Raw genomic sequence first — 18,157 nt, 5'->3', positions numbered from 1 at the left:
CTTGCCATTTAGTTTGCACTGCCCAAAACAAGTAACTTGTAATCAGATAATTTAATAGCACTCACCTCGCTTGATTTTATAAAATCAGAAACCTTCATTTTATCATCTTTTATGAACTTTTGTTCTAGTAAAACAACTTCTTCATAGTACTTAGCCATTCGTCCATCTACTATTTTTTTTGCTACTTCTTCAGGTTTATTTAAGCTCCTTACTTGCTCTTCAATTATAGAACGTTCATTTTTCAACTTCATTTGATCTAAATCATCTATAGACAAAGCTTCAGGCTTCATAGCAACTATGTGCATCGCTATTTGTTTTCCAATTTCCTGTAACTTTGCCTTATCACCGGGTGATTGCAATGCAACTAAAGCGCCAGTTTTACCTAAACCACGTACATCACCGTGTACATAACCATCAACAACTCCATCCTTAGTCTCTAGGTAACAAAGCTTGCTCAACTCTAACTTTTCACCAAGAACTGACGTACCATTCATAATAGCTTCCTGCACTGTGCCAATGCTTTCATACTTGGCATTTTTTAACTCATCAACGCTGATACAGCGTTCTTGATGAGCAATTGATGCTAAATTTGAAACTAACTCTATAAATTTCTCATTCCTTGCAACAAAATCGGTTTCGCAATTGAGTTCAACCAATGCACCATAATTTTCAGTCAAACACATAGCAACGAGCCCATCTGAAGCTACTCTATCAGATTTTTTGTCAGCTTTAGCAAGACCTATTGTATGCAACTTATCAACGGCTTTCTTGATGTCACCATCACATTCTTCTAATGCTTTTTTACAGTCACTTAAGCCAAGCCCTGTCCTATCACGTAATTCCCTTATATTATCTGGATTCATCTTCATTTGTTACTACCTCCCTTTCTTCTTCTTTGTAAACTTTACTACGTTTCCTTTTAGTTTGCACAATACTATCTTCTTTTTCTTGAATAAACTCATCACCTTTTATATTATCAATCTTAACTCCAGATCTTGCTAGACTAGACTCTATTCCAGCTAATATAGAGTCGGTAGCTAATTTACAATAGAGCTCTATTGATTTTCTTGAGTCATCATTTCCAGGTATTAGATAAGTAATATCATCTGGATCAGAATTAGTATCAAGTATTGCAACTATTGGAATTCCTAACTTTTTAGCCTCCTTAACCGCAATATGCTCTTTATTAGTATCAATGATGAATAAGATATCAGGAATTGCTCCCATTTCTCTAATACCACCAAGCGCCTTATCAAGCTTTTGCTTTTTCTTTTCAATGTTCCCCAATTCTTTCTTTGTTAAAATGCTATCCTCGTCATTTAATATTTTCTCATATTGTATCAAGGTTTTTATCGAAGAAGAAACAGTGCCCCAATTAGTAAGCATACCACCAAGCCATCGATGATTCACATAATATTGACCACAACGAATCGCTTCACTTGCAATAATATCAAAAGCTTGAAACTTTGTACCAACAAATAGAATGCGACCACCTTGAGATGCAACGTCATATAAAGCCTTCATGGCCACCTGTAGCAATGGTAATGTTTTTCGCAAGTCAATTATATGTATACGATTTTCTTGATGCACTCCATATATGTATGGAGCCATTTTTGCGTTCCAGCGACTAATTTTGTGACCAAAATGTACACCAGATTCGGCTAAATCACGCACAGTGACTTCAGGCAAATTTGTCATATATCATTCCTCCAAATAGTTTATCTTCCATGGCATAACCCTAATGGGACTACTTGTACAAGCCATGTGTGAAATTAAATTATTTACATAGTAATAGAAAAGACAGCAAAGCGCAAACAAAAAATATTGACAAAGGGCAACATGTTTATTAGCTTTAAAGTCGAAGCCCGAAAACGCTAAAAAGAAATTAGGGGGGGTGTAGCTCAGTTGGTTAGAGCGCATGCCTGTCACGCATGAGGTCGTGAGTTCAAGTCTCATCACTCCCGCCATACTAGTTTTAGCATAATCTAAAATCCGCAATATTATTGCCGGTATTTAGAAACGTTTTCACCAGACTTGACATGGCATGGTATTGTAATTAATACTTAAATAGGTTTGTTTTTATCATTAACAATTAGGATTAAATATGCTCATTTCTGAAGTTTTTGCAGCAGATGCAACTAGCAATGCATCAAGTATCGGCGCATCTTTTGCTAGTTTTATTCCATTGATTTTAATATTTGTGGTATTTTATTTTCTTATTATTCGCCCAAACCACAAAAAACTAAAAGAACATAGAAAAATTATAGATCAAATAAAACGTGGTGATACAGTCATTACTTCTGGCGGGATAATAGGTGAAGTTAATAAAGTTGATGAGGCAAATGCACAATTTATAATAGAAATAGCACCAAAAGTTGAGGTGAAAGTCCTAAAGTCCGCTATATCTGAAGTTTTAAACAAAGAAACTTAAAAAGTGGCAGCTAAACCAATTGAAAAAGGCAAAATCGAAAAGAGTGATAAAAAGAATAAAAATCAACCACCAGAGGAAAGTAAAAAGGGAAAAGATGATAAAGGCAAAAATGCTGCATAACTTTAAAAGAAAGTTCATTTGGTGATCCATTTGTGTGCGGAATATTTGGTGTAGTAAGTAGCGGTGATTCAGTAATACCAACTTTACTAACTGGGTTGCAGAAATTGGAATATAGGGGATATGATTCCTCAGGTATAGCAATCATAAATAACGAAGGCGAGATAGAAGTCAAAAAATCAGAAGGTAAAGTTAAAAGATTGTATGAAGTTGTTGATGAAAGCAAGATGTCTCACAGTACAGTTGGTATAGCACATACTCGCTGGGCTACACATGGAGTTCCAGGCCTTAAAAATGCTCATCCCATTCATACAAATAATGTTGTTGTTGCTCATAACGGCATAATTGAGAATTACAATCTGCTAAAAAAGGGTCTAGAAGAAAGGGGAATGTTATTCCATACTGATACTGACACAGAGATCATACCAAATATGCTAACCTTATATCTTGATGAAGGATTGTCGCCAGTTGATTCTCTATTTAAGTGTTTAAACAACTTACATGGCTCATTTGCCTTGGTCTTATTATTTGCAGAATATCCAGATGCCTTATTTGTTGCGAAGAGAAATTTGCCTTTAGCAATAGGCTATAACTGTAACACAGTGTTTGCTGCATCTGACTCTAATGCTTTAAGTGCATTTGTGGAAAGAATATCGTATTTGGAAGATGGTGACATTGCAGTGATAAAATCTAGTGGAGTTAGTATATACAACAATGGTACACAAGTTAAACGTAGTATAGAAAATAGTAGTCCAAGTGATTTTCTAATTAGCAAAAATGGGTATCCTAGCTTCATGTTAAAAGAGATTTTTGAGCAACCGCGTGCATTAAACAAAACAATAAATCAATTTTACAAGCAATATAAAGAGGTCAACAAAAAATTGTTTTCTGAGCGGAGTTACATTACTATAGTTGGATGCGGGTCATCTTATTTTGCCGGGCTAATAGCAAAATATTGGCTGGAAAGTGTCGCTCAAGTTCGAGTATATCTAGAAATCTCATCAGAATTTAGGTATAGCAACGTCAAGCTAGAAGAAGGCAGCATTGGGTTATTCATCTCTCAATCTGGCGAGACTGCAGATACCATAGAAGCGCTGCGTTATGCGAAATCACAGAAGCAAACAATCATTAGTATAACTAACACATTTAACAGCAGCATTGAAAAGATCTCAGATATTGTGTTACATACTCTTGCTGGGCCAGAAATTGGTGTTGCTTCAACAAAAACCTTTTCTGCGCAACTTGCAACTTTAGCATGCTTTGCCGTGGAGCTTGGAAAAATAAAAGGTATACTGGGTGGAGAGAGAATAAAACAGCTAAGCAGTGCTATCAATTCTATTCCCGAGTATGTTGAGCACGTTTTGAATGTGATGAAAATACAACATATATCGGGCAGTATATTAGAACACAATAACGTTATTTTAATCGGCAGAGGAAGTTCATACGGAGTTGCAATGGAAGGCGCATTGAAGATAAAAGAGCTTTCATACATTAATACCATTGGCATTGCAGCGGGAGAAATGAAGCACGGTTCTATTGCTTTAATAGATTCTACTGTGCTTGTTATAGCAATTATCCCTTATGATAGTTTATTCTTTAAAACGCTATCTAATATACAAGAGATTATTGCAAGAAAAGGCAAAGTAATTGCCTTCAGTGATAAGCAAGGAGCGCCATTCCTAAGGGGAGTTTGCGCAGATGTGGTGCAACTTCCAGACACTGATAATTTTATCTCTCCTATCATCTATAGTGTTGCTATGCAATTCCTTGCTTACTATACTGCAGCAAAAAAAGGGTTAGATGCCGATTGTCCAAGAAATTTAGCTAAGTCTGTCACGGTTGAGTAGTCCATTTAAAGTTAAAGCTAGACTTCTAATTAAGGTAACCGTTCACTCAATGGCGTCAACTTAAGGAAAAATGTCTGCGATTGTGTGTAAAATTTCTCTCTAAAATTTTTACCATTTAATTACCCAAAAGCTGTAATAAACAGCACTTTTGTTTCTGTTTTATTTCAACAAAGAAGTCTAAAATGTGTCCTTTTTAGGTGAAACATGCAAAAAGGGAAAAATCTTATTTTACAAATTAAAAATACAATATACTCGAAAACTTTTCAGAAGATCCATTGTGTTGGAAAAAAAGTTTCACACGCACAAGAAAACTTCCTTTTACGACAGTATTAGACTTCCTGCATAACCAATAACGAACTTTTATTGGGAATAGAGACGAAAAAACCTACTTGACAAACTCCGCCAGCTCCCCTTATCATGGTATTGAAGGTATTCATTTATCTTCAATCTGTGCAGATTAAACGACAACAGACTCTTGTTTCAATGTTAAACAAAATACCATAGAACTCAAGAAGACAATTCCTAGAAAATTTCTACATCCAAAAAAAGGCAAATCGTCTTAATGCTATTTCAATGTAAAAGATAAGCTAAATTTTTACAAGGAAAACATTTCAAGCAGCAAGACACCTTTGATTGAAAAAGAGCACCAAATTTATGGAGCGAGCAACTGCGCTATTTCAACTACTACAACTAAATCAATAAATCTTAATAGAGAGAAAAACATTATGAAAACGTCAAAACTGACATTAGTATGTGATATATATGAGTTAACAAATAAAGATGGAAAGAATATTCAAAAGCTAGCAAGAGAAATAGAGGAAGGGAAAAGTATTGCTGGAAGGTTCAGAAATGGAATATTTAAAAAATCCAGCTATAACGCAAGCACGATTCTTTTAGCGAAAATAGCTTACAAATATCAGGGTAGAGAGGAGACGTTGTCACTACTACATTATGCTATAAGTCATAAGAATAATCAAGCTGTAAAAGATCTTTTGGAAGAAGCCAAAAAACAAAAGCTATTAAAGGAAGTTCTGAATGAAGAAATGAACACAAAACATTCAGATGGTCGGGAAGAAAATCATACAATACTTACAGATGCTATATTACGTAGAGACAATGACATTACGAGAGTAGTGTTAAAGATCTCTGAGGAAAATGGTATTTTGAAAGATATTCTAAAAAAGAGAATAATTATAAAACATTCAAATGGCAAGGAAATGACTTACACCCCATTTACCTATGCTGAAGCACGTAAAAATAGTGAAGCTGTAGAAGAAATCTTAAAATTCTCCGGAGAACTTGTTAATAGGAGAGCAACCCAGAAGCCCACTGTTGTAACAGCCAAAACTACTACAGCTAAAGATGAAAATAGTAAGGAAGTGCATGAAGTATGTAAATATAGTGTAATAAATATAGAGCATAAAGATGCTACTCACGTAATTGATAAAGCTATAGAAACTGACACTAAATTATGTAATATAAATAGTGAAGATCTTCAACCTATATGTGAAAGCAGCGAAGAAGTGCAAAATGATTCAACTACTGTAGAGTCAACTTCCGTTGATAGAGCTGACAGCCCATCTTTCGCTGAGCCATGTAGTGGATCTGGCAACACTGTAGATGAAAATCCTTAACACGGCAAAGACAGGCAATCGTAGCAGGTATTGTTGGCACAGTGTTATTGGTGAGCGGTGTTGTATTTTATGTTTTGAAAATCGATGTCACAGTAGCAGTAGCTGTGGAAGTAGTTGGATTGGTTTGTATGAGCTTTGCGCTGTACAATATCATAAACCCCAACACCAAGCTCGAGAAAGTGGAAGATGTAGAGCAGCTAATTGTTGAGTCTTCTTTGAATCCAAAATAAAAGTGTATATTCAAAAAATCATAATCATCAAGAAAATAATTTCTTAAGAAGAATCTCTAAATTATTAACTCAATATTTATTTCTCTGCTATTTCTCCTTACCTTGAGCGTATGGGATTTTGAATAGCTCCCAAAAATCACTTCTGCAACCTAGTATTGCCACTACAGGTAGAAACTCCTTCTAGACTAGAGTTAGGAGTAGGAATAGTACATTAAAAAATTCTATAATATCTTGCTTGTTTTGTGCAATAGCTAAACCCATAGGGGTATTTTTATAATTATCTTCAACATTAATATTAGCCCCTTTTTCCACAAGAAACTTGGCTGTATCTAAGTAACCATAATAAGCAGCAAAGTGTAAAGGTGTTGCACCGTTCTGAGCTTTAGTGTGGGTATTTGCTCCACAAGCAATCAAAAACTGCACCATTTCCAATTGACCATTGTATGCTGCACAGTGTAGCGGTGTATAACCAGATTTGTCGGCCTCGTTAACATTTATACCATTAAGTAGAAAAAACTTTACGATATTCCTATGACCTGCTGCTGTAGCAATGTGTATAGGCTTTCCACAATTAGCATACTCAGCATTAACACTAGCACCTTTGCAAATTAGAAATTCTACAACCTTTAACTTACCTTCCCATGCTGCACGGTGTAATAATCCATTTTGATCAATGTAATCAGCATTTATTTCTTTACTAATTCTTTGTTCTCTAAAAAATTCTTCAACCTCTAATTCATCTTCTTGACTATCAAACGTACTTTTTGACTGCGGTTCCAAATTCTTCTCATGTTCAGACTTACAAGCCCCTTCTACGTCCATGCTCGATTCAGTTTGCTCTTCATCTACTGCAATTACAAAACCACTTACTACATTTTCAATCAATTCAACATTAACTTTACCTTCCTTTTTAATTTGGCCTTCATTAGATTTTATTTCTTCAATTATTGCGTTCAGTATTTGTTCTGGAGGTAATCTGTGTTCTATGACACATTGTACGACTGCCTGCACGATAATAGTTTGACTATTTAATGTTATTTTCTCTAACTCTCTATCCATTTCGAAGTCGAGCATCATCTCTAAAAAAATTGTACTTACTATTCCAGTCTGTTCAGCCCTTAATTTTGCTTGTTCTGCTACTTTTTGCATCTTCTCGGTTTCCTTCTTTATTTTTCTCTTATCCCTTTGTATTTCTTTTATCTCTTCTTCCATTCTTTGAAACAATGTCTTCTCCTTTTTAAATTTATCTTCTAAAAACTTTCCATACTCCTCTAGTGCTTGTACTAATATTACTTTTGCTTTTACTTTATCGTGGTTAATATACTTCATTGCCTCCTGTTCCTGCAGGTTTAGGTCTCTTTGATTAAACAGAAAGTCTTCCAATACTTCAATCTCTTTCTGTAATTCTTCAAATGATAGTTTGCCCACTCTTTCCTGAATATTAAACTCCTCAGTTCCTTCTACTTTTGCATATCTTCTAAATTCAACAACTAGACTTTTCGGAATACCTGCCTTTGATAGTTTTTTATACATACCCATAACATAGCTGTACTCTAATATTGGTAGTACAAAACATTCATCAATATCCCCATTTTTACGCTGTTCTCTTTCGGGAATTTTTGATTGTTGTTCATTAAACTCTTTGCCTGCACTATCATTCTGTCTAGTTATAACACTCCACACGCTTCCCCAGAATGAATCAGGCTTACCTTTTTTTCCTATTATACTATTCAATATATTAAGTTGCCTGGTGCTTTTGTTCACAAGATTATCAACTTCATCCATTATAACTTTTAGCTCGTCTTTTTTCTTGCATCTATTGTTTAGTCCTCTCAACTCTGTAAGCCATAATTGCTCATATTCCCTAATGTACTGCTCCTGTAGCTTACGAAAATCATCTTCCAATTTCTTATTTTCATGTAAATTATTCCCATACTGACCAAGGTACTTTTGCGCATTACTTAAGAATTCATTACGACTATACATTAAGCCAGATTGGCGCCAAATCGTCACGTTTTCTAGCTCTGCTACTACATTACCATTTATCAAAGTTGCACATTCTTCTCTCTTTTGGTGTAGTAAGTCGAATGCTATTTTAGAAAATAGTGTATATCTAAAACTATCCTTTTCTTTTGAAACTTCATATAATTTTTCCATAATTTGATTCATCTTATTGAGATTATCCATTTTTTCACTCTTCCCTTGTGCACCTGATGAGTTCTTTGTTTCTTCATGTTGCTTGTCTGGATGAAATTTTAGCGCTAACTGCCTGTATTGCTTCATGAATATTTCTTTAAACGATGAGTCATATTCCTCTCTTGCTTCTTTACTGTAACCTAAGTCTCTGACACGGGCTAAACTTTCATCTAGTTTAGTTAAAGTTTGAGAAGAAAAGCCAAGAGAATATAATGCCCATTCTAAATTCATATTATAAACCATTGCGAATTCAAGAAAATTGATAGATTCAATATTCCATAAAGCACCAGGTTGTACTGTTGAACCCGAAGGACCTGGCTGCTGTTTTGTTGTTTCTTCCGTTCTTCTAGATAAAGGTACACCTACACCACGTGATCTAACAACCAGTTCAGAATCAGATACACTACGTTTTAGATCGCTTTTTCCCATATAACCCCCATTTTGTTGAAAAAGAATAAGACGATGGGTAAGTACTGATGTAAACAGCACCAATATTACCCGATACAAGAAAGAATAGCTTGAATACTTTTCTGCTCTTTCTTTTTTATTTTCAGTCAGAGTAACCTCACTAATCTTGGAACTCCATGGCTACCACCAATATTGTCGTGTTTTACCTAGCAGCCTTAATAACTCAGATTGATCAATCAACTCATCACTATCTTTTCTCTTTGTCTTTTGATAATCAATGGTAGCAGTTGTAGCTATTCCTAATAATATTATTCCTAAAGTTACTGCCGCGGCAACTGTTGCTCTACGTGTCGATGCAAGCGAAACAAATGCAGCAATAGAAGCAATACTATAAGTTAAAATCAAACCATTTTTTGTATAGTCTGGATGGTTACCCTCTTTTACCCTGTATAAGTGGTCCAATAGTGTAGGACCAAATTCCCACCCAAATATCCGATATTTTTTATGGCTCGATAGAAACTTTATAACATTATCCTGCTGTATAGAACTTTCGCATATCCTCTCAGGGATTACCATAGTCATTTTCCTATTCCTGCACTTACACCTTTACTTATACCTATTTCTATCAGCTGAGTACTGACCGTCTTATCTTTCAATACCTGATCTTTATTACATTTTATCTCTTCAATTATTGAATTTATTACTTGTTCTGGAGAGGAATTATACTCTATAACATGTTGTACAATTGCGCTTGTGATATCAACTAGGCTTTTAATTGTTGCTTTCTTTAGATCTTTATCCATATCCGAATCAAATACCGCTTCTGAAAGAACCGCACTTACTTCCTTAGTTTGTTCAGCCCTTTGAGCTTCTTGCCCAACCCTTTTTTCTGCTTGTTTATTTTCCTCTCTTAGCTTCTCTTTTTCTTTTTCATCGATTATCTTCATTTCAGCTTTAGTAGTCTTTGCCCAAACAACGAAAGAATTACCTGGTAGCTTATCAACCCCTATATCACGAAAGCTTTCAGTAAAACGTCCACCTACCCTAAATCTATCAAATTCTTCTGGCACATTATTAATAAAGCCCCTTACATTATTCACTACATCAGCCCACAAACTTGTGTGGTTCAAACCTTCCGTTCTACATTCTCAAGTTTGAATGAGTTCCTAGCTATACTCCTAATATGATACCAAAAACTTCCCCATTCTTGTCTGTTCTATTTTGTAAAAAGCTCACTAGTTCACTTATATCTATAGTGTACTGACAATAAAGGACAACTTCCTTAACATGTTCGTCAAAATTCATTCTTTTCTCTACCAAACATTATCATATAAATATTTTAGCCAGTATTTCAGTGATTGTCAATTATGTGAAAACTTATAGAAAATACTAGATTCTGTAGCACCACAAAAATTTTAATTATTTACTTTCTCCGAAAATAGTACCTACCTTTGTGAGAACGCGTTGCGTAAAAATAGGGTTGTGAAAATAAAAACGTAAAATTATTGCAACAAAGCTAGGCAAATTAATTCGTATATAAATGTGGCTAAAGTAGGCTAGTGTAGCTGACTTTACGGTATGGTGGAATTATTATAAAGAAAAGTTCACACAGAACAAGCGGTAGACCAACACATTCCCAACAAAATTGTTCTCACGCTAGCTGGTTTCGGTTGCTGGAAATGACTATATTATTAATTTATTAATATTATGTAATGATAATTCATTTGAGATATAGTTAGCGTTATGATAACCCCATTACATATTTACTACAGTAACGTTTTGTAAGAGTATTGACAAAGCTTACCTCTAGAAGAAAAGATTTGACTATTTTGCTAATATATGATATAAGTAGCATTTTCTTTTGAGGGAATATGGAAAGAGATATTAAGTGCTATAAATGCTGACAATGATCTAGATAAAGGTAACATAGTTGAAAGAATAAAAGAAAAGTTAAGCTTGGAGAGCTTGAAGGAATATTGTGAGTGGAAAGACACCAATTTCGATGTAGGTCATCTGTTTAAAGTTACTGACGGTAATAATATTGAGGATCATACATTATTCAACTTAGCCATTAAAAGTAACTGTACAAATGTAGTAAATGTTCTAATAAGTATAGGCCCAGATATTAACAAAGCATGTAAGCATACATGGACTCCATTACTGTTAGCTATTGAAAGTGGCAATGTAGAAATATTAAGAGTTTTAATATACAAAGGAAAAACTATTAGTAAAGTACTCGGATATGTTAGATCGCCCTTATTAGTTTTGGCTATTATCGATCATCATTTAGAAATAGCGAAAGTTCTAATAGACGGAGGAGTAGATGTTGATGAACCAACTGAAGATGGGTATACTCCTTTGATAATAGCTGCTGAACTTGGCTATGTAGAAATAGTACAAGCTCTAATAGATAAAGGTGCAGATATTAATAAAGGAGATGGAGTAGGATGCGTTGCATTACATCCTGCCATAAGAACAAACGAAATAGCTGCTTGTCAGTGCATAGTAAGTCACATAGCGAAACTAGAAGTTGCTGGCTTACATATTAATCAAGCGAATTTGCAATTAAAAAATAAACTTATAAATCGTGTTCAACCAGAGTATAATAGGACTATAGCTAATAGCTATGAAGCAAGTTTGCAAAAGTGTAAGAAAGATGTTGAAAAACTTGCAAAAGAAGATAAGTCATTATATGAGTTTTTGAAGGAGAGCAACATCAATAAACTAGTTAGTATATGGGAAGCAAATGAAAATATATCCAACAAATTTAACAATGAAAGAGATACAGACATAAAAGAGCGATATCCAGAGTATGCTCATATTTTAATTCACAAAGCTAATGAAGTAAAAAAAGAAATTTTTCTATATAATCACAAACCACTAGTTGATATTTTGTTGACAAAGTGTGGGCATGACATCTACTCGTATAAAAGCTTTTTTTGAAATTTACAAGAATAATATTGTAGTAGATTTCCTAAAAATAGAAAAATCTCTGATTGAATTTGTGGATTTTAAGGATGTTAAAAGAGGCATGTTCCTAGATTGGAGTTGCAAGCATTTGTAAAAGCTATAAAACAAAGCAGAAGACTTGATAATCCAAACGTTGAGCAACATTTAGCAGCTGGTTATCACGTTCTTTCTGAATAACCATATGGATTTATTGCAGAAGAAGTAGTAATCAATTTTTTTGTTTTGAAAGCACGATAATTTTTAGTAGAAGATGTTAAAAAATCTATATGCTCAAGTTAATGGAGTAAAAAGAAGGAAGAATTATCTAATTTAAAATTAAAACTTTCTCAAAAATCAAAGCATTATCTTATTTATCAACTTGCTATGCAATAAGACCATTTTTTCTTAATGAGATTATCCTTTGAGTATTGCTATTAATGCTTTATTTGATCTAACTGTGGTAAAAAAGTGAAAATATATATTGCAAGAGAATATTCTTGTTGAAAATGGACTTAGTCTCTGGTAATAAGCAAGTCCATTTATATTTTTAATAAGGCCAATGCACGATATTCTAATAATGTTTCCGATGTAGGTAACAAAACTGATTTAAACGTTGAAACAACAGTAAGTCCAAGAAATCATACTCAAGATTTTCGTAAGCTTTTATTACAAGGACGTAGATCTCGTCGTTCTCCTGGGCAGGCAGATTCTAGGAATGAAAACTCTGATCTTAGATCTAGTGCTTTCATCAGCGCAACTGAGAGAGGAGATTACACTTATTGGTTAAGTCAAGAAGACATTGCTAATATAGCAAAGTTTCGATATGGATGGTATGGAGATGATGGCAACGTGATATTTGAAGTAGTTGGATCAGCAGAACAACTGAAGCGACAATTACAAAAATACAAAGATAAATTAGTGGGACATAATAGACGATCACTGGCGCTTATTATCAACTTAGGAAGAAGTGAGGCCAATCCAGAAGGAAGTCACTGGGTAACATTGGTTGTTACTTCCCACAATCAACAATCTCTTTCAGCTTATTATATTGATTCTCTTGGAAATAACGCTCCTAGTTGGATTAATGAGGTAGTGATGGGAGAGGGCCATAGTATTCTTAGTTTTCCTATAAGACAGCAAGAAGATTCATTTAACTGTTGAATCTTTGCTTTAGAAAATATGAGAATAATGAGTGAAAGTATACGATCTGGTGATATTGAACAAATGTTTCAGATGGAGGATTATCGTCCAAGTAGAGAAAAGCTACAAGAAATAAGAGAAGATTTTATGATAGTATTAAGATATTATCTTGGTTATGGACAGAGTCGAGAAAGAGATTCTGAATCTATTATAGATCGATGTAGGAAAGCAATTGAACATGCTGAAGAAGAAGGTATGGAGGAGGTGAGAAATATAGATAATGAGAAGGAGGGACGAATTTTAAGTGGATTGCGGAAATTACTTAGTATACCTGTACCATCTGATGGAGCGAATTTGCTAGGTAAACTTGGACTATATCATAATAGTGGAATCGATGAGTTTTCTGATATAGAAAGAGAAGCGCTTCGAAGTTTATTTGATGGTATAGATCTATATAAAAAGCTATCCGCTAAGGAGAGAGATATGGGTGGGTTAGGAGACAACAATTCAAGAAGGTTGTATGAGGATCTACTAAACATTATAAGGGGTAATCAAGATCCCGATGGAATCAATCAAGACATTGAAGGATTCTTAGATCACAATGAAATTGACATTACTTCTCGTGATCCAGGGCAAGGAATTACATTTTTAGGTCAAGCAATTATCGAAGGTAAAGCTGATTATGCTATTTCTCTAATAAACTACTACCTTCATAAAGGAATCGATATTAGCGCTGCTATTACTGGTGAAGGTTGGACACCGCTGCATGTTGCTTCTCTTGGTGGACAATCAAGTATTACTAGAAGTTTTTTTATCGAAATCCTTAATCCTATAGAAAGGTACATTAATAGAGAACTTGCTCTAGCTGAAAGGAATATTTTAGTAAAGCTTATTCATTCGGAGCATGAGATCGTAAGAGAAATCAATTATTCAATGAATAGAATTGCAAAAGAGCTTATTGCTAAAGGAGCAGATCCTAATAAACCAACTCTGGGTTCAGCAGTAAGTTATGGTAAACTATCTCTATATGGACCATTTTCAGATGATTCACTTCCAGAGGAAGTTAATCAAGAATATGTAGGGCCTTTTAATCCTGACACCCCTTTTACTTTTGTTGTTCTTCACAGAAGAACATCTGTGCTTTTAGACATGATTAATAAAGTGGGTTTAGAGCGATTGGATTTTAGTCGTAAAAATATACCATTACACTACATTGCTAAAAGTATAGGTATAAATGATGAAGGAAAAACAAATGAAGAGATGCGACAAGAACGCGATTTAGCTGAAGTTCTTGCTCGAGCTATGGGTGATATCAGTAAAAAAAATTATCTAGGGAATACTCCGCTGCACGAAGCGGTAATAAATCGTAATAGGTATATAGTTAAGCTTTTCCTTAAAAGGGATTACTTGTTTCCTCAAATGAAAATTTTATCCATACAGAATTTGGAAGGTAGGACTGCTATTCACGAAGCTGCTGCTAGAAATGAACACGAGATTTTAGAGCTTTTAGTCCGTGTTGCTACACAAAAGGATTTAGATATTCGAGATGGAGGTGGAAGAACAGCGATTGAATTAATTGAGGAAGCAGTACAAGGATTAGAGACAAGTCCTGAGTATGAAAGAACACTGTCTATTTTAAGACAATCAGACTATCAAAGTTGGAAGACAAGAGAATTAGGTTCAAAATCTAGTTTTCCAAGCCTTCCTGATGTGCCTCAAGACTATGGAAATGCATATCTAGATAGAGCAAGAAGATTTTATCAAGAAGGATTTCTCTTCAACGAAAGAGGAAAATATTCGAGTGCTATCATATCACTAACATATTCTATTGGGTATTATCAAGCAAATGGATTGAACTCACCTGATGAAAAAGTTGAACTAGGTCATACCTATTGGTTATTAGGCTTCGTATATATGAGATCTTCTCAACTTAAACAAGCAAAACCCAATATAGAGGAAAGTATTAAATGGTATAAATCAGCAGAGCGGTATGATCTTCTAGAGCATCCTTATCAGCAATTAGCAAGGATACATCTAGATTTAGATGATATTGTGAAGGGCTATATGAATGGTCATATACAAACCATAGAGGATAGTAATGCACGTATAGACAAGCTGTGTTCCCATTTGGCGTTAGCTGGAATTTACTCAGTAGTAACAGAACGACAATTAGAATCAAGCCTCAGATTAAATCCAGAACATGTCAAGTGGAAACAATCTTTTCATTATAGTGAGGCATATAAACTTACTCAAGGTAATCTGGATAATAGTGCTCATGTAGTGTTACAACGTGAAATGGGAATAGCTTACAATGAAAATATTGGCACATACAATATTCAGCAATGTGTAGCGGTAGTTGCTCACGATACAAAAACAGACAAAGTTGCTCTGTCTCATTTTGATAGATATTCAGGACCGCTTAAATTTATTGAGCAAATACTGGAACAATTTCCTTCTCAAAATAAGATAGACATACATGTATATGGAGGAAGAGATCGTGCCACTTTTGATGAAAGTGGAAGATATCTAGTGTCTGATAATAACATTAATCAAGTTTTAAAGCAGATCTATCATTATTCTGCAAGGGTTAATGTTATTTCAATTAACGTAGCTAGATCCTTACTGCCAGGAGTGGTATACGTTGTGAAAGACAGGAAATTAGTGCACGCTACTCCCAATCATCCTGATAAGAGTATTAGTTCAAGAGCTGCGATGATAAATCTGAGTTTATGGCCAAAAAAAACTGGCGAGTATTTATATCCAATATATAGAGAGGATTTCTCTAAGAGCGAAGAAAAAAGAATAGTATTGTTTAATGATGAGCAGAAGAGACGACTGCAGGAAATCGGAGAACAGCAAAAGCAACGGCTTAATTCAGAAGGGAGTGCACGCAGTCTTATGTGGTCATCCAATCAAATATTACACCCAATAGATGATACACTACAACAAGGTGTATCAAGTATGGAAGTACAACAAGTTGTACTAAATAATATCGATAGAGTAGCTGGGAATCCGAATATTGAACCTATTATTGACCGTCAATTAGTCTTAGCGCAGACAAATAGACAGAATCCTAGTGTAGAGGATTTTATCGATTACTATATGAAGGAATCACAACCAAGTAATTTAGATGATATTGAGATTGATGCATCATTATCAGGTGATTTAGATAATATCGAGATGCTAGATTTAGATGGTTGTTTAGGACAAGGTAATAGAAAGAAAAGAAGTACAAAAGGATCATGCATAGACTCACGTGATGAAGAAAATGCTGAAGAGCAAGGAAAAAAGGAAGCACTGATTAGGGAGTTATTTGATAGTAATGAGATTAGAGAAGAGATGGGGGTCGCTGAACTTTACGATGTGCTTCTTAAGGCTTCTGAGCAGATATCTGAAGGAGGGACTTTAAGTCAAGACATTGAAAAAGTACTTGTGGCAAGAACTAAAGATGTAAACCTAGATTTAATAGATCCAGAGATTAGAAATATTGTAGAAGAGATAAAAGGAAGTATAAACGATGGAAAAATAGACAAAAAGAGAACGAAAGATATTTTAAGCAAACCTAAAATATCTAATATGTTAGTTAATGCTGCAGGTAGAATCAGTTTTATTAGAAGTATTCATGGTACTTTGTATGCTCTAAGCCAAGGAGATATGCTGGAATTTGGTCTAGGTGCTGGTGAAATGGCCTTTTCTCCACTTTCAGATCTTATTGAAAATAGTATAGTGAATCATCTCTCCAAGGCGATTGGGCAAATAAAAGGTGGGGCCTATATTGCACGTGGTGTTGGCGGATCGATTAGTAATGTGTTTGATATTGTTGATTTGATTATTTCATTAACTGATCTCTTTAAGGCAAAAAAAGGCTCTAAAGAATTGCGGGATGCTATTGCGGGGGTCACATTTTCTTCTGTATCGGTTCTGTCAGGTGTGGTTTTTGCCGTATTCTCAATGCCAATAGCTGGAACTATCTTTGGATTTACAATGGTTATGGGTCAAGGATTTTACAGCGGTGCAAGTATGCTAGCTGAGCTGCGGGAATATCGCCTAACTGCTGATGAGGAACTTCGCACATTCTGGCATACTTTTGCTCTCCAGCCCCTACCCGAGAACGTGGAATATATTGTATTTAGGAAACAAGTAGTGGATTCTCTGATTCGTCAAAAAAGTGAAGCATTAGGCAATGACAGTAGCTCTGTACTTGCTCACATGATGGGTCTTGGGCATACTACTGTTGAAGGAGATAATAGTCGTCCAGACGATGATTGTCATTTTGGAGGAAGTTTTTCTGGGATGCCCGCCCTCAGACCCTAACAGACCCGCTCCTATTCCAAGAGGACCCTATACAAAAGCAGCGCATGCAGTAGTTAATATGGCAGAATTGCACTACGCCGATAAATTTTCTCGTTTTGCTGGCTTCAATCCCATTGGAAATGATAGTAACTATTATCGTATTTGTCTGCCTGAATGCCCAAGTGAAGAGGAAAAGTACGGTTATGATTGTACACTTGGTAGTGGCGCTTCGGGAGGAATGCAGCCTACTGTTATTGATCCTAAAGGTATGTTTCACTGTGAAAACGCGATGGTAATAGTCCATGCAGGAAGAGTTAGAAATGCTGTAAGGAAAAATACCGATGGAAGAGTTTTTTTTGATCTTAATTTAGTAAGTTCTGGAAAAATATATGGAAGCAGTAAATGGGAAAATGAATTTGTTATTCGCGAAGGAACAATAGAAGTTTATGGTGGTAATGGTACTGTCAACATATTTACGTTAGTGGACTCAGGGTTTAGGGGTAGAATTTTTGGTGGTAATAACGCAACTAACATAATAAATGTTAGTCATTTGGAGCGTGACATTCAGTACGACAGTGAAAACGGCGTATTGTTTAATATAATAATGAAGAAGATTAATTACTTGATTGGTAGCAAAAAAAAATCAGAGACGGTAAATTGCTCACAAGATGATATGGTGGTAGATAGTAGAGGAGCTGAGCATGGTCTAGATTATATTAATGATTGCAGATAAGCAGCTATTTATGGAAATACTCAAGTAAGGAGTAAACGTGATGGTGATCATAAGTTTTACGTAATACCAAGTATTGGTCATTCATCAATTGACATTGAAGGTAAAGGAGTAATAATTTTTCCTGAAACTGCATTGTTAAATGATTGTCATAATATTACTTATACTGTAAACGGTAGCCT

At 34.9% G+C, this 18,157-nt stretch carries 14 protein-coding genes, 1 tRNA gene and 1 pseudogene; 10 read left to right on the top strand and 6 right to left on the bottom strand.

Going from position 1 to position 18,157, the window contains the following annotated elements:
• Positions 1-8: 8 nt before the first annotated feature.
• Positions 9-869 (bottom strand): translation elongation factor Ts, encoded by an 861-nt coding sequence (tsf, locus tag AAGD91_RS03515; protein WP_341820623.1) that lies wholly within the window; start codon positions 867-869, stop codon positions 9-11.
• Positions 850-1,698 (bottom strand): 30S ribosomal protein S2, encoded by an 849-nt coding sequence (gene rpsB / locus AAGD91_RS03510; RefSeq protein ID WP_253309669.1) that lies wholly within the window; start codon positions 1,696-1,698, stop codon positions 850-852. Before rpsB ends, tsf begins: the two co-directional genes overlap by 20 nt.
• 192 nt (positions 1,699-1,890) lie before the next feature.
• On the opposite strand from rpsB, the gene AAGD91_RS03505 reads away from it, so the two are divergent.
• The 6 genes and pseudogenes from AAGD91_RS03505 to AAGD91_RS03485 all read left to right on the top strand — a co-directional run bounded on the left by AAGD91_RS03505 (position 1,891) and on the right by AAGD91_RS03485 (position 6,259).
• Positions 1,891-1,967, top strand: a tRNA-Asp gene (locus AAGD91_RS03505).
• Positions 1,968-2,104: 137 nt separating this feature from the next.
• A complete protein-coding gene (gene yajC / locus AAGD91_RS03500) occupies positions 2,105-2,431 on the top strand; it encodes a preprotein translocase subunit YajC (protein WP_341820622.1) in 327 nt (108 codons plus the stop codon).
• Between the two features lie 152 nt (positions 2,432-2,583).
• On the top strand, positions 2,584-4,395 hold the full coding sequence (gene glmS / locus AAGD91_RS03495) for a glutamine--fructose-6-phosphate transaminase (isomerizing) (protein ID WP_341820621.1): 1,812 nt from the start codon (positions 2,584-2,586) through the stop codon (positions 4,393-4,395).
• 204 nt (positions 4,396-4,599) lie between these two features.
• A pseudogene (locus AAGD91_RS06365) lies at positions 4,600-4,736 on the top strand (IS4 family transposase); the annotation flags it as partial.
• A gap of 288 nt (positions 4,737-5,024) precedes the next feature.
• On the top strand, positions 5,025-6,029 hold the full coding sequence (locus AAGD91_RS03490; protein ID WP_341820620.1) for a hypothetical protein: 1,005 nt from the start codon (positions 5,025-5,027) through the stop codon (positions 6,027-6,029).
• Positions 6,030-6,070: 41 nt separating this feature from the next.
• Positions 6,071-6,259 carry a hypothetical protein gene (locus AAGD91_RS03485; protein WP_341820619.1) on the top strand — a complete coding sequence of 63 codons (189 nt, stop codon included), beginning with the start codon at positions 6,071-6,073 and terminating at the stop codon, positions 6,257-6,259.
• A 180-nt stretch (positions 6,260-6,439) separates the two neighbouring features.
• Here AAGD91_RS03485 and AAGD91_RS03480 read toward each other — a convergent pair whose 3' ends face one another.
• From AAGD91_RS03480 to AAGD91_RS03465, 4 genes are all read right to left on the bottom strand, one after another.
• Positions 6,440-8,884: an ankyrin repeat domain-containing protein gene (locus AAGD91_RS03480; protein ID WP_341820618.1), complete on the bottom strand. Its 2,445-nt coding sequence runs from the start codon at positions 8,882-8,884 to the stop codon at positions 6,440-6,442.
• 159 nt (positions 8,885-9,043) lie between these two features.
• Positions 9,044-9,445 carry a hypothetical protein gene (locus tag AAGD91_RS03475; RefSeq protein WP_341820617.1) on the bottom strand — a complete coding sequence of 134 codons (402 nt, stop codon included), beginning with the start codon at positions 9,443-9,445 and terminating at the stop codon, positions 9,044-9,046.
• Complete coding sequence (locus AAGD91_RS03470) at positions 9,442-9,993, bottom strand: hypothetical protein (protein ID WP_341820616.1); 552 nt, start codon at positions 9,991-9,993, stop codon at positions 9,442-9,444. Before AAGD91_RS03470 ends, AAGD91_RS03475 begins: the two co-directional genes overlap by 4 nt.
• 40 nt (positions 9,994-10,033) lie before the next feature.
• Complete coding sequence (locus tag AAGD91_RS03465) at positions 10,034-10,168, bottom strand: hypothetical protein (RefSeq protein ID WP_341820615.1); 135 nt, start codon at positions 10,166-10,168, stop codon at positions 10,034-10,036.
• A 660-nt stretch (positions 10,169-10,828) separates the two neighbouring features.
• Here AAGD91_RS03465 and AAGD91_RS03460 point away from each other — a divergent pair.
• The 4 genes from AAGD91_RS03460 to AAGD91_RS03445 all read left to right on the top strand — a co-directional run bounded on the left by AAGD91_RS03460 (position 10,829) and on the right by AAGD91_RS03445 (position 17,978).
• Positions 10,829-11,806 (top strand): ankyrin repeat domain-containing protein, encoded by a 978-nt coding sequence (locus tag AAGD91_RS03460; RefSeq protein ID WP_341820614.1) that lies wholly within the window; start codon positions 10,829-10,831, stop codon positions 11,804-11,806.
• Positions 11,807-12,661: 855 nt separating this feature from the next.
• Complete coding sequence (locus AAGD91_RS03455) at positions 12,662-12,973, top strand: hypothetical protein (protein ID WP_341820613.1); 312 nt, start codon at positions 12,662-12,664, stop codon at positions 12,971-12,973.
• A 27-nt stretch (positions 12,974-13,000) separates the two neighbouring features.
• Positions 13,001-17,266: an ankyrin repeat domain-containing protein gene (locus AAGD91_RS03450; protein WP_341820612.1), complete on the top strand. Its 4,266-nt coding sequence runs from the start codon at positions 13,001-13,003 to the stop codon at positions 17,264-17,266.
• Positions 17,214-17,978, top strand: a complete 765-nt coding sequence (locus tag AAGD91_RS03445; RefSeq protein WP_341820611.1) for a hypothetical protein — start codon at positions 17,214-17,216, stop codon at positions 17,976-17,978. Before AAGD91_RS03450 ends, AAGD91_RS03445 begins: the two co-directional genes overlap by 53 nt.
• Positions 17,979-18,157 lie beyond the last annotated feature (179 nt).

It is taken from the genome of Wolbachia endosymbiont (group A) of Myopa testacea, assembly GCF_964027115.1.
Lineage (GTDB): Bacteria > Pseudomonadota > Alphaproteobacteria > Rickettsiales > Anaplasmataceae > Wolbachia.
This window is presented reverse-complemented; position numbering and strand designations above follow the sequence as displayed.